Annotated in this window: 12 protein-coding genes; 5 read left to right on the top strand and 7 right to left on the bottom strand. The window is 69.3% G+C overall.

Annotated elements, in window-relative coordinates; genetic code table 11:
- The 6 genes from D7X32_RS24535 to tssK all read right to left on the bottom strand — a co-directional run.
- The coding region (locus D7X32_RS24535; protein WP_120605005.1) for a hypothetical protein at positions 1 to 471 on the bottom strand (471 nt) is incomplete at its 3' end.
- On the bottom strand, positions 468 to 4169 hold the full coding sequence (locus tag D7X32_RS24530; protein WP_120605003.1) for a type VI secretion system membrane subunit TssM: 3702 nt from the start codon (positions 4167 to 4169) through the stop codon (positions 468 to 470). The genes D7X32_RS24535 and D7X32_RS24530, both read right to left, overlap by 4 nt.
- A 3-nt stretch (positions 4170 to 4172) precedes the next feature.
- A complete protein-coding gene (locus tag D7X32_RS24525; RefSeq protein WP_244239158.1) occupies positions 4173 to 4499 on the bottom strand; it encodes a hypothetical protein in 327 nt (108 codons plus the stop codon).
- The gene (locus D7X32_RS24520) at positions 4496 to 5128 is read right to left on the bottom strand and encodes a DotU family type IV/VI secretion system protein (RefSeq protein WP_120605002.1); all 633 of its coding nucleotides are present in this window, start codon (positions 5126 to 5128) and stop codon (positions 4496 to 4498) included. Before D7X32_RS24520 ends, D7X32_RS24525 begins: the two co-directional genes overlap by 4 nt.
- A 10-nt stretch (positions 5129 to 5138) precedes the next feature.
- Entirely contained in the window at positions 5139 to 5717 is a 579-nt protein-coding gene (locus D7X32_RS24515) for a hypothetical protein (protein ID WP_120605001.1), read from the bottom strand.
- A gap of 27 nt (positions 5718 to 5744) precedes the next feature.
- Complete coding sequence (gene tssK, locus D7X32_RS24510; protein WP_120605000.1) at positions 5745 to 6998, bottom strand: type VI secretion system baseplate subunit TssK; 1254 nt, start codon at positions 6996 to 6998, stop codon at positions 5745 to 5747.
- Between the two features lie 308 nt (positions 6999 to 7306).
- Here tssK and tssB point away from each other — a divergent pair, with 308 nt between their 5' ends.
- From tssB to D7X32_RS24495, 3 genes are read left to right on the top strand one after another with little or no spacing between them, the layout of a single operon-like run.
- Positions 7307 to 7867 (top strand): type VI secretion system contractile sheath small subunit, encoded by a 561-nt coding sequence (gene tssB / locus D7X32_RS24505; RefSeq protein ID WP_120604999.1) that lies wholly within the window; start codon positions 7307 to 7309, stop codon positions 7865 to 7867.
- Positions 7868 to 7920: 53 nt separating this feature from the next.
- Positions 7921 to 9438 (top strand): type VI secretion system contractile sheath large subunit, encoded by a 1518-nt coding sequence (gene tssC / locus D7X32_RS24500; RefSeq protein WP_120604998.1) that lies wholly within the window; start codon positions 7921 to 7923, stop codon positions 9436 to 9438.
- A gap of 32 nt (positions 9439 to 9470) precedes the next feature.
- A complete protein-coding gene (locus D7X32_RS24495) occupies positions 9471 to 10121 on the top strand; it encodes a hypothetical protein (protein WP_120604997.1) in 651 nt (216 codons plus the stop codon).
- 55 nt (positions 10122 to 10176) lie between these two features.
- On the opposite strand, the gene D7X32_RS24490 is transcribed toward D7X32_RS24495, so the two are convergent.
- Positions 10177 to 10776 carry a hypothetical protein gene (locus D7X32_RS24490; protein ID WP_120604996.1) on the bottom strand — a complete coding sequence of 200 codons (600 nt, stop codon included), beginning with the start codon at positions 10774 to 10776 and terminating at the stop codon, positions 10177 to 10179.
- A gap of 55 nt (positions 10777 to 10831) precedes the next feature.
- On the opposite strand from D7X32_RS24490, the gene D7X32_RS24485 reads away from it, so the two are divergent.
- Together D7X32_RS24485 and D7X32_RS45545 are read left to right on the top strand one after the other, a co-directional pair.
- Positions 10832 to 11818, top strand: coding sequence for a type VI secretion system protein IglI family protein (locus D7X32_RS24485; RefSeq protein WP_120604995.1), 987 nt, complete (start codon positions 10832 to 10834; stop codon positions 11816 to 11818).
- Positions 11815 to 12759, top strand: a complete 945-nt coding sequence (locus tag D7X32_RS45545) for a type VI secretion system baseplate subunit TssG (RefSeq protein ID WP_158625753.1) — start codon at positions 11815 to 11817, stop codon at positions 12757 to 12759. Before D7X32_RS24485 ends, D7X32_RS45545 begins: the two co-directional genes overlap by 4 nt.
- Positions 12760 to 12767 lie beyond the last annotated feature (8 nt).

Here is a 12767-nt window from a genome sequence, read left to right as displayed (position 1 = left end):
CTTCGGGGCGGCGGGCGGCTCGGGCGGCTTCGCCGCGTCGTCGCCCTTGGGGTCGTTTGGCGCCGCGGGCTGGGTGCCCGTGCGGATGCGCCCTTCGAGCAGCTCGATGTCCAGCGAGCCTGGCGTGGGCGTGTTGACGAACTGCTGCCAGGTGCCGTCCGGCGCGGTGAAGAGGAACGACACCGCCACCGGCGCGTCGTCGTCCGGCAGCGGCACCTTCAGGCGCTGCAACGTGCCCGGATAGATGAGCGCCGACATCAGCACGTCCGCGTCCGGCTGGAAGATGCGCGCGGACACCTCGCCGTAGGACTCCACGGCGAACTGCTTCGGATCCACCTTGCGCACCAGCATGTACAGCGGCCGGCCCTGGTTCGTCCCCGATGGCGCCTTCACGCTCAGGTGCAGCGTGCTCGGCTGACAGGCGGACAGCAGACACAACGCCAACGGGATGCAGCTTGCCCACGGTTTCATCGCGGCACCTCGCGGAACGGAATCCAGGGCTCACCCTTGAGCCCGAAGCGCAGGTCCATCACCCCGTTCGTGGATGCGGCTCCTCGCGCTTTCAACGACCAGCGGCGGTGCTGCGGGTCCTCCGTGGACTGCGAGGACTCCAGCAGCCGGAAGCAGCTCCACGCCGAACGTGACTTCTCCAGTGACGCGTACTGCACCGACTGGTCCGCGGGCGCTCGCACCTCCAGCATCAGCGACGCCGTCTGCTGGTCCCACCACGCCAGCGGGAACTCCTGCCACGACGGACTCTGGTTGTACGCGAGGAACGTCGTCTTGCCGCACTTGAGCGAGCCCAGCGTCACGAAGCTGCCCTGCGTGGGCGCCTTCGGCAGCGGCAGCGGCATCACCTGCAACATCAGCGGCCGGGGACGCCCCTCCGTGTCCCACAGCATGCGGGCCAGCCGTGACAGCCTCCCCAACGTGGGCAACATCCCCTGAGGCAACGCGAGCCGCGACTGGAGCGCGCCTCGCGGCACCCACTCCGAGCCTCGCTCCTCGCACACCGGCGCCAGCACCCGCGTCACGAATTCCCAGAACGCGCCGTCCTGCCGGCGCAGGACCTCCAGGTCTCCCGGATCCACCTCCTGCGACGCGTCCGGCGTGAACGGGTAGCGCCCCAGCAGCGGACGCAGGAACCGCCCGGAGGCGTCCTCCCACTGCCGCTCCAGGGTCCGCTCAATCTCCCGCTGCCCCAGCTCGCGCACCGCGAGGAACGGCTGGCGGAAGGGCTGGCGCAGCTCTCCGATGAGCCCCTGCTGATCCAGCCACGCGTCCACCTTGCGCAGGTAGGACGTGTCGTCCTCCAGCATCATCGCGAAGGCCAGCCTCCCCAGCGGCGTGAGCAGCTCCGGCAGCTTCGCGGCCCCGCTGGCCGGCTGGGCTCCGCCCGTGGCCAGCCCTCCGTTGAGCGACGCCGTCGCCTCCGCGGGCACCACGCCCGTGCGGGGCACCGCGTTCAGTTCGTCCGACAGCTGGGCCACCAGCGCGCGGTAGGGGTTGAGCGCCGTGTAGTTGCCGCTCTCGTCCGGCTTCATCACCGTGGCGATGGGCTTGAAGGGCGCCACCGCGTTGCGCAGCGCTTCGTAGAAGGGCCCGTCCAACGGCTCCAGCGCCACGCCCTGGGCCACGTCGCGCAGCATGTCCACCAGCTCCGAGGACGGCTGCGTGAGGCGCGACAGCTCCTCCGGCAAGAGCGCGGGAATCACCGCCTGGAAGCGGTAGCCGGACACGCGCTGGAACAGGCGGTTGCGGTACTGGAACGCGAACTGGTTCACCTTGCGGCGCACGTGCTCCTGGCGCTGCGATACCTCCTCCACCGGCAGCCCCGAGCCCTTGATGCGCGTGGTGAACTCGTCCACCAGCGGGCGAAGCCGCGTGTCGAACTCCAGCCGGTCCGCCGCGAGGCTGGCGCTTCCTTTCGCCGCCACCGCCTCCTCGCCCGCCACCGCTCCAAAGGGCAGGCGCCCCGTCTTCTCGTGGTAGCGCAGCAGCGCCTGGTGCAAGAGCCGCGAGCCGTCCTTGGGGCGGAACTCGAAGGTGCTCTGGAGCACCGGCACCTGGAGCACCGCGGGACCGCTGCCCGGCAGCCACAGGCCGTCGCGCACCAGCAGCTCCGCCACGCTCATCTTCTGCACCGCCTTCACGCCCAGGTAGGCCTCTTCCTCCATGCGCAGCACGGCCGTCAGCACCTCGCGGTGGTCGCTCATCCACGCCACCGTCTTGAGCGTGGAGGGGATGCCCCGGAAGCGGCTGGTGTCCACGCGCGCCTCGGAGGCGGCCAGCAGCTCCAGCGCGCGCGGCAGGCTGTTGAAGCGCGAGCTGTCGTCCAGCAGGGACTGGAGCCGGCGGCGCTCGTCCTGCATCGCCTCCAGGTCCGCGTCCAGCCGCTCCAGGTCGTGCGGCTCCACGGCCCGGTTCTGCACCAGGTCCTGCAACCGCCGCAGGTGCGCCTGCCACGGGGCCAGCTGCGCCTCCAGCGTGAGCGGCTCCGGGAAGGGCCAGCGGGCCCAGTCGGCTTCCGGCGTGTCCGGCGCCTTCCACGGCGGGTCGCTCATCAGCACGTAGTCCGCCACCAGCGACTCGCTGAGCCCCACCGCCGCCACCCACGAACGGCCCGCGTCCAGCGACGCGCCCTCCGCCGCGGGCGTGGCGTTGCTGGCCTCCGGGATGAAGCTCCAGGTGGGACGGGTCTTCAGGCTGGACAGCACCAGCTGCCCCAGCGCCTCGTCCCGCGAGCCGTGCAGCGCGGCCAGCAGGTAGACGACCTGCTCCGGCCGGCACGTCTCCGGCTGGCGGTGGCACTTCTCCAGCGCGGGCCGGATGTGGGCCTCGCGGATGCCTCGCGCCAGGCGCTGACGCAGGTCCTCGCGCGCGTCGCTGAAGCTGTAGCGCAACAGCGGCCAGGTGCCCATGGCCCGCCACAGCGAGTCCAGGGACTGGCCCGCGGCCATCACCGGATCCTGCACCGCGGCCCCGGACACCTCCTGGCCCTGGTCGCGCATGCGCTGCACCATGTCCTCGAAGCGCTGCACGCGCGTGCGTGCCTGCCCCAGCCGCCACGCGAAGTGCCCGTACGCGGCCAGCAGCGGCAGCGCGCACGCAAGCCCCAGGAGCACCGCCCGGCGCAGGTGCGTGTGCAGGTAGCGCTCGCGCACCATCTTCGCGGTGCTGGCCTCCGCCGACACCGACAGCACGTCCGGGTCGCGCGCCTCCGCGTCCGCGGACGACAGCGACACCGTGGCCAGCCTGGGCGCGTACGCCAGCGTCTGGCCCTCCATCAGCGCCGCCACGAAGCGCGCGAGCGACTCGAAGGGGGCGTGCCCTTCCGAATAGAAGCGCTCCAGCCGCTCGAAGGCCTCCACCGGCAGCGCCGTCAGGCCCAGCGCCAGGTACTGCTCCTGCGTCTTGAGCAGCGTGGACAGCTTTCCCTCCTGGCCGGGCTCGGGCAGCGGGAAGCGCAGGGGCACGTGGTACGCGCGGAGCAGCCGCGCGAAGTCCGCGTAGCCCTCGCGCTCGTCCAGGTGGGTGAGGCACACGCGCGTCTCCAGCGCGCCGCCGCGCACCTCCGCGAGCAGGTTGAGCTTGCCGCGCAACAGCTGCGCCGCCCGGCGCACCTCGTCCGGGGGCGTGTCCTGCAGCCAGCGCGCGTCCAGCACCAGCACCGCCAGCGCCTGCTGACCGCCTCCAAAGCTGTCCTTCCACAGCCGGCGCAGGGCCTCGCGCGCCTGGGGGGTCTCATCCTCCAGCAGCTGCGGGGACACCTCCTGGGCGACGACGTCCGCGCCCAGGTACACCTGGAGCAGCGTGTCCGAGAGGAGGCTGGGCAGGAACTGCCGCGCCTGCCGCTTCCAGTCCAGGTCCAGCTCGATGAGCCGCGACTTGCCCGCGCCCGCCGGCCCCAGCACCACCACACCTGGCAGGTCCCGTACCGCCACGCGGTGGCGCAGCGGCAGCCCGGCCAGGAACTTCTCGCGCACCTTGCGCAGCCGGTTCTTCGCCAGGGGCTCCGGCGCGGCGGCCCCTCCGGCCGGCGCGCTCTTGCGCTTCGCGCGCCACACGAGGAACAGCGGGATGCCAATGGCCAGCAGCGCCACGAGGAGCAGTGCGTAGGGCTTCCACTTCGGTGGGATGAACGCGATCAGCTTCTTGATGACATCCATGGCTCAGCGATCCCCCCAGCCCAGGACGTTCCCAGCCCGGCCCGAGCGATGCAGGGCCTCCAGGACGTCCTCCAGTGTGTCCACCGTGCCCGCGAACGACGCGCGGGCCTTCTGCTGCTCCTCCGGCGACAACCTCGCGTCACCCGGCCCCGGCATCAGGCGGGCCAGCGTCTGGCCCAGCTCGTCCAGCATCGGCTCCAGTCCATGGCGCCCGACCCCCAGGCGCGCGGCGATGGTCTTGCGCACCTCCTGGAGCAGGGCGGGCGCCGCGTCGATGGCGGGTGCGGGCGCGGCGGCGGCCGGAGCCCGTGGGGCGGCTTGTGGCTTCACCGGGTCACCCACCAGAGCAGCCCCTGTAGACCCAGCACGCTCGCGGCGCTGGCCGCGTAGTAGCGGGCGGGAAAGGCGTAGAGCAGCGGCCCGGTGGACTCGCCGGACGCCGCGGGGGCGGGCGGAGGCGGGGGCGTGACGATGCGCGCCGACAGCCGCTCCTGGTACTCGCGCAGCTTCGCCGTGTGGCCCAGGTAGCGGCCTCCGAAGCCCGCCGTGATGCAGAAGTGGAGCATCTCGAAGAGCAACGGGGGCGAACCCGGCTCGTCCAGCCGTTGATCCGCCAGCGTGTAGAAGGCCTCGCCGCCGCCGTCCTCTCCGAAGAGGCGGTACTGCAACAGCGGCCACAGCGGCTGCTCCGCGTCCGCGAGCCGCAAGAGGACGCGCTCGTCCACCAGGTACGTGAAGGGCCGCAGCGCGTCCTGCACCTCCTCGTCGCGGGCGTGGGCGCCCAGGCCCGCGCGCAGCCGCTCCACGACCTCCAGGAGCTCGTCGTGGAGCCTGCGCAGGCCCTCGCGGCCCAGGAGCCCCGCGGCCGTGCCGGGCGCCGTTTGCGGCAGCCACCCGTCCAGGACGGACTGGGCCTGCCGGTACTGCGTGAAGACGACCTGCCAGTGCTCGAGCTTCATCGCGCCCCCCTCAGCCCACGTTCACCATGCCGCCCTTGAGTTCCGCCACGCCGTCCGCCTTGAGCGCCAGCTGCGCCTTCGCGGTCACCTTCACCTGTGCACCCTCCACCGCGACGTCCTTCTGTCCCTCCGCCTTGATGGACGGCGCCTTCAGCGCCACCGCGCCGCTCTTGGCCTCCACCTGGATGTCGTCACCCTCCACGCTGAACTTCTTCGCCGCCTTCAGCGTCACGGCCTTGTCCGAGGACAAGGTCGCGTCCTTCGCCGCCTTCTGCGTCAGTTCGTCCTTCGTCGTGACCGTGAAGGCCTTGGCGCTCTCCAGCGCGAACGTGTCGTCGCTCTTCCACGACGACGCCTTCGTGGACGTGACCTCGATGGTCTCCGCCTTCAGCACGAAGGACTTGCAGGTCACCGTGACGCTGTCCTGCTTCTGCACGATGGTGCTGGTGGCGCTGTCACCCTTCACCTCCAGGGTGATGGCCTCGCCGTCCATCTTCACCGTCTGGAGGATCTTCCCGTCCTTGTCCTCGGTGGTGAGGATGAGGCCCTTCTCCTTGTCCATGTCGATGATGCAGATGAGCTTGGGCATGCGCGCCGTTCCCCCGTCGGTCCGCCGTCAGGCCCTGCGCCAGTAGAGGAGCACCTGCGCTCCTTCGAGCGCCGGCGTGGCGAAGAACGTGAGCCCGTCCTCGCGCGTCGCGGATTGCCATTCCTCGCTCTGGGGTGTCAGCTGGTACCAGTCGATGTCCGCGTCGAAGGCGTGGGGGAACGACGGGTACGCCACGTGCCGGTACGGCACGCCCTTCAAGGCCTGGCGCCGCACCGCCGGCAGCCGCAGGGGGCTGGCCAGCTTCACGCCCTCCATGGAGCGGGGCCGGTCGCGCTCGTGACGGCGCACCAGCAGGTAGAAGTCGTCCGGAGGAGGCGTCTCCCGGGGCAGCGGCGTGAGCTTGAAGTGGCCGTCCTGGAAGTCGAAGGCCCGGTACGACATGGGACTGGCCTGAGGGCGGAACCCGCGCGTGAGCAGCTCCATCCACCGCGTCAGCCCCGGGCCCGGCGCTTCGTGCTCGTACGCGGGCAGGTCGTCGTCCGGCTCCGCCTCCAGGTAGCAGCATGTTTCGAAATACAGCCGCCGCAGCGCCTGCATCAGCGGGTACGGCGGCGGTTGCAGGCCGTGGCGCATGTCCTGTCGCAGCACCTGGAGGCTGCGCACCTCGCACAGCGCCCGCCGCGCGCTGGCCAGCCGGTCGCCTCGCACCAGGCCCTCGCGCAGCGACGTGCGCAGCTGCCCCTGCGCCTGCTGGAGCAGGCTGTCCAGCTGCTCGAACAGGGGTTCCAGGAACGGGTGGGGGCCCACGCTCAACAGCGGCGGCAGGTGCGTGGCGGACAGCCGCCAGGGCCCGTCCGCGTTCCGGGTGAAGACGGCCAGCGACAGGCTGCTCACCGTGTCGTCCACCACCGGCTCCAGCGACAGGCACAGCCGCCGTCCCGCGCGCACCACGGCGGAGGATTCCTCGCCGGCGGGTGATACATCCTCGCGGGGCTCCAGCACCGCCAGCAGGTGCAGATACACCGTCACCCGCGTGCGGCCCGTCTCCTCGAGCGACAGCGGCGTCACCTCCGCGTTGCCCGGCACCTCCACCAGGTGGCCGCCGGGCAGCACCGCGGTCAGGTCCTCCAGCGCCACCGAGCCCTTGGCGAGTAACACGTCGTTGAAACGCAGTGAGCTCACGCCCACCACCGGCAGGCCCACGAACCCCGCGTAGCGCCGGGCCTCCGTGGAGAGGGATTCCTCCTGGGCCCGGAAGTGTTCGGGCAGCAGGGTCTGCCCTTCCTGCCACAGGACTCGCGCGAGTGTGTCTGGGTTCATGGCAGGGGAGACGAGAGAGGGTTTTTGTCACAGGGACCGCCCGAGGCAAAGGCTTGCTTGGGCTGGGTGACAATGTTTAGAAAAAGCTACCGGCCTGAAGCCTGTGACGTCAAGTCAGCCCGGATGATCCACCGTGTCTGGTTTCTCGCCCTGGAAGGCATGGAATGCCACGGGTTGGGTCTTTCCTGTCACCCCGGGTTGTTTCGCGCCCATCGTGGCGGGTCATGCGACGGGGGTGTATTGCTTTTGTGTATTCGTATGGTTTATCAATTCCTTCACAAACGGCGGTTCCGTTTTTGGGGGCACTCATGGCCATCACCGATGAAATTCCCAGATCACGCATCACGCTGACCTATCGCACGCAGGTGAATGGCACCCGGGCGGACAAGGCGCTTCCGTTCCGGCTGCTGGTGATGGGGGACTTCTCCCGGGGGACGTCCAACGATCGCAAGAAGGACCTGGATCAGCGGGAGATCCGCAACCTGGATGGAAAGAACCTGAACCAGGTCATCCAGAACATGGGCATGACGCTGAACTTCAGCGTGCCCAACCGCGTGGACAAGAAGGACCCGGTGGATGGTTCGGCGCCCGCGCCGCTGCAGGTGAACCTCAAGCTGGACTCGATGAAGTCCTTCAGCCCGGTGGAGGTGTCCCGCCAGGTGCCGAAGATCAACGCGCTGCTCACGCTGCGCAAGCTGCTGCTGGAGCTGCAGGGCAACCTGGACAACCGCAAGGAGTTCCGCCAGCTGGTGCGCCAGCTCGCGCAGAACCCCGAGGCCGTCCAGAAGCTGAAGACGGAGCTGGCCGCGTTCAAGTCGCTGAGCCTGCCGAAGCTGGCCGCGACGAACCCCCAGCCGCCGACGACGTGATGCCGGGCGCAAGCCCTTCCCCACGACCTTCTTCCTGAACGAGGCCTCCTTTCATGCCCACTCCTCCTGCGTCTCCCACCACCGCGGCGACCGCCGTGGCCGACGTGCCCCTGGACCTTCCGCTGTTCCTCAACAGCGTGCGGCTGGGCTCCGTGCCCGCCGTGCGCGACCCTGCAGCCCAGTCCGACCTGCTGGTCATCCCCGACGACGCCACCCCCGAGGAGCGCTTTGTCTCCAGCCTGGCGGCCATGGTCCACAACATGGACACGGACGAGGGCCGCTTCGACAAGCAGACCGTGCAGGAGCTGGTCGGCACCATCGACGCGCTGGTGTCGGACCAGCTCAATGCGGTGCTGCACGCGCCGGAGTTCCAGGAGGTGGAGGCGCAGTGGACCGCGCTCAACGACCTGGTGCGCAACACCAACTTCAAGGCCAACATCGAGCTGAGCCTGCTGGATGTCTCCAAGGAGGAGGCCTACAGCGACCTGGAGACGAACGCGGCGGACGTCGCCGGTTCGGAGTTCTTCAAGAAGCTGTACGTCGCTGAATACGATCAGTACGGCGGCGCCCCCTACGGCGCGATGGTGGGCCTGTTCGAGTTCGCCAACACGCCGCAGGACATGCTGTGGCTCAAGACGATGGGGAAGATCGCCGCGGCCAGCCACGCGCCGTTCGTGGCGTCCGTGTCCCCGCGCTTCTTCGGCTGCGACACCATGAAGGAGGTCTCGCAGCTGCGCGACGTGGCCAGCCTCCTGGACTCGCCCAAGTACTCCGCCTGGAACGCGCTGCGTGACACGGATGAGGCCGCCTACGTGGGCCTCACGCTGCCGCGCTACATCGTCCGGCCGCCCTACAACCCGGAGACCTACCCGGCCCCTGGGATGAACTTCACGGAGGCGGTGAAGGGGGACAAGGAGGAGGAATACCTCTGGGGCAACGCGTCCATGCTGTTCGCGCGCAACCTGGTGCGTTCGTTCGCGACGTCCGGCTGGTGCCAGCACATCCGCGGCCCCAAGGGCGGCGGCCTGGTGGCGGGCCTGCCCGTGCACCTGACGCACCTGCGTGGCGAGGAGGAGATGAAGCTGCCCGTGGAGATGTCCATCCCGGACTTCCGCGAGCTGGAGCTGGCCAACGGCGGCTTCATCCCGCTCATCCACAAGAAGGGAAGCGCGGAGGCCGTCTTCTTCAGCGTCCAGTCCCTCAAGAAGGCCAAGGTGTTCGAGGACACGAAGGACTCGGAGAATTCGCAGCTGGTGACGAACCTGGCCTACACGTACTCCATCAGCCGCATCGCGCACTACGTGAAGGCCATCATGCGCGAGAACATCGGCAGCACCGCTGGCGCGCAGTACATGCAGCAGCAGCTGGACAGGTGGATCTCCCGGTACGTCACCACGCTGGTGAATCCGGATGACCTGACGCTGCGCTACTACCCGTTCAAGGCCTACAACCTCACCGTGGCGGAAGTGCCCGGCAAGGTGGGCTGGTACCACTGCAACCTCTCCGTCCTCCCGCACATCCAGTTCGAAGGCATGAACGTGGACCTCCGCGTGGATGCGCGGCTCGGCTGACAAACCCCGCAGCAAATTGGAGGACCGAAACCATGGGTGATGGACCGCTTGGCATTTCGTGTGACTGGCAGCAGACCATCCAGCAGCGCCCCCAGAAGAACATCCCGGTGGGCTACCTGCTGGACATCAAGGGGATGGGCAAGGACGACGGCGCCTTCCCCAAGAGCAGCAGCCTCTTCTACACCCCGTTCGTCGGTGATCCCGCCTACGCCGGCGTGGCGTTGCAGGACGTGGGCGCGAAGAAGGCCGTGCGCGCGGTGGGCCTCATCACGCAGCTCCAGTGGGAGGGCGGCAAGCTCGACCCCATGGACTTCACGGTGCTGATCTCGCCGGAGAACAAGGCGGACTTCACCGGCATCACCAACACGGAGATCCGTCAGCTCAAGTTCTGGATCTGCGAGTGGGACAGCACCGCGGGCAAGTGGTTCGAGAAGTGCTACCCGATTGGTGACGAGGCCAATGGCCCCCCCAACGAGATGTCCGCCCGCCTGAACCAGAAGGGCAGCGAGGTGATGCTGCACGTGGGTGAGCCGGAGAACGTGGGCGTCACGGACGTCAAGTTCTGCCAGATGACCTTCCAGGTCATCCCGGACAAGGCGCACCTGTGCAACATCCACTACGGGCACAACTCGACGGACAAGGACGTGTACGCCTGGGGCTACGTCGAAGGCGGCCAGTCGTAAGCGGTTGAAGCGGACGGGGAGGGCGAAAAGCGCCTTCCCCGTTCCGCTTTGGGGGCTACTTGTCCGAGCCCCACTTGGTGACGCGGCGCTCCTGGGAGTTGGTGGCGAACTCCAGGGTGGTGCTCTTCTTGGGCGCGGGCACCACCCGGAACTGGAAGCGGTGGAAGCGGATGTCCAGGTCGTCGGCCAGCGTGGCGGGCTGGTTGTCCAGGAAGACCTTGGGGCGGCCTTTTTCCGTGTCCATCAGCGCCTCGGCGGTGGCGGGGCTCTTCAGCTTGGCGGCCTCGAACCAGGTGTCACCCGCTTCATCGAAGTCGATGATGGCCCACGCCAGCTTCAGGCGCAGGTTCTCCAGCGGCTTGGCGAAATGGTTGAGCACGTTCGCGGCCGTGACGCGTCCCACGTACACGCTGAAGTCCAGGGGGCCGGAAGCACCATTCATGGCCAGCCGTTCAATGAGGCCAATGCATTGCGCCTTGGGCCCGAAGTCACCCACCGTGGGGGAGAACAGGGTGAGCTCCTTCGTCAGGTTCAGCCCCCCGCAGCCATTCCATTCCAGCAGATACCCCAGCGCGCCGCGGAAGCCGGGCCGGTATTGAAACCCGGTCTGCCAATTGCATTCGAGTTCGAGCACGTCGGGCTTGGCGATGGGCATGGGGTGTCTGTCCTTGTGAATGAAAGACATGTAACATGAAGTGGAAAGACAGACCATGAGAGACCTGAGCCTGTGCCTGCGCCCCGTGGAGGGCGGACCGCTGGAGCGCCTGGAGTCGCATGATCAGCGCTTCCTCACGGTGGCGGACCTGGTGCAGCGGGAGGCCTACGCGGAGGCGGCGGACGCCATCGAGGCCCTGGACGCTGAGGGGGCCTACGAGGTCCGCCTGTCGGCCTACTACCTCTTCGCGGCGCTGCGCGAGGACGGGCTCGTGCGCCTGCCGGACGCGCTGGAGGTGCTGGTCGCGCTCGCGCGCGCGGCGGCGGAGGAGGTCTCGCAGGGCGAGGGGAAGGACAAGTCCAAGCCCGCGGTGCTGCTCAACAAGGCGCTGACGTGGCTGTTCCAGACGCTGCTGAGCGCGCTGAAGTATCACCACGGCAAGAAGGACGCCGGCTGGGAGGCGTGGACGAAGGGCTTCACGGACGGCAAGCGCAAGGACGCGCTGCGCGGCATCCAGACCTTGCAGGCCGCGCTGGAAGGGCCCGCGTTCCGCAACGGGGCCCAGGGCCTGGCGGGGCTGGGGCAGTGGCTGCGGGAGACGACGCAGGAGCGCGCGGCGGCTCCCGCGCCGGCCGCGGAGCCCTCGAAGCCCGCCGCGCCCGCGAAGGGACGGGGCGCGAAGTCCGCCGCGCCACCGGCCGCTCCCGCCTCGCCTTTCCCCCGCACGACGGGGCCGCTGCAGCTGCGTGGGTCGGCGCACCTGTTGGAGCTGTGCGACAAGCTCAAGGCCTTCGAGGTCCTGGTGGAGCGGGGGGACTTCCAGAAGGCCGCGATGGTGAGCGACGACGTGCTCCGGACGCTGGAGGACTTCGACCCGCGGCGCTACCTGCCGGAGCTGTTCACCTCGTTCGGCGCGCTGCTCAACCGCCACGTGGGGGACATCCAGGAGCACTGGGAGCGCAAGGACTCCATGGAGTGGCGCACGCTGTCGCAGTTCTACCAGGTGGACCTGGGCGCCTTCGTGGGGCCCGGCGAATCATGAACGGCGCCTCGCCGCTGCTGTCCCCGCTGGAGCGGCGCATCCGCGCCCGGGCGAAGGAGTTCGACCTGGGGCCGCTGCTGCGGCTTCTGGAGACGCAGGGCTATGGCCGGGACCGGGTGCTCTTCGAAGGCAACCCGGAGCCGGTGGCGTCCGCGTCGCTGGTGGAGGAGGTGACGTTCCACGTCTCACCGGTGCGCCGGGTGGTGGTGACGCTCAACCTGGGCCTGTTGGCCACGCCGGGGCTCCTGCCCAGCTACTTCCTCCAGGTGGCCGAGCAGCTGCCGGAGCCGGAGCCGTTCCTCGACTTCATCCGCTTCTTCGACCACCGGCTGCTGCGGGCGCTGGTGGACGCGCTGCACCCCGAACGGGACGCGAGCCTGGTGGGGGACTGGGAGCGCACGAAGGGCTTCTACCTGCGCATGGTGGGCGTGGATTCACAGGCCACGCTCCAGTGGCTGTTCCAGCAGGTGTTCCCGGAGCTGCGCCTGACGTGTTCCCGCCGCGCCTTCCGGACGCGCTTCTCCGGCATGCGCCCCACCTTCGGGCCCACGCCGCTGGATGGCACGGGCATCCTGGGCAACACGTACGCGACGGACATCGGGGGCTTCCAGGTGGACCTGTTCGCGGACGAGGAAGCGGACCTGCGGGGGCGTGACTGGCCCGCGCGGGTGCGCCACCGCTTCCACCGGCACGTGCTGCCCCTGCTCGTCCCCGCGCGGATGCAGCTGGAGGTGGTCCTGACGGTGCAAGCGCATGGGCGGACCGCGCGCCTGGGGCCCCGGGGACAGCTGGGCTACGAGCGGCTGCCGGGCGCGGAGGGCAAGCCGCTGCGGCAGCTCATCTTCCTGGGCGACACGGCGGTGCCGGTGGCCGCGCCTCCGCGTGCCGAAGGCGACCGGCAGGGCATGAGCATGGGCACGCCGAAGGCAGCCGGACGCTAGGAAGGAAG

This window comes from Corallococcus carmarthensis (assembly GCF_003611695.1).
Lineage (GTDB): Bacteria > Myxococcota > Myxococcia > Myxococcales > Myxococcaceae > Corallococcus > Corallococcus carmarthensis.
This window is presented reverse-complemented; position numbering and strand designations above follow the sequence as displayed.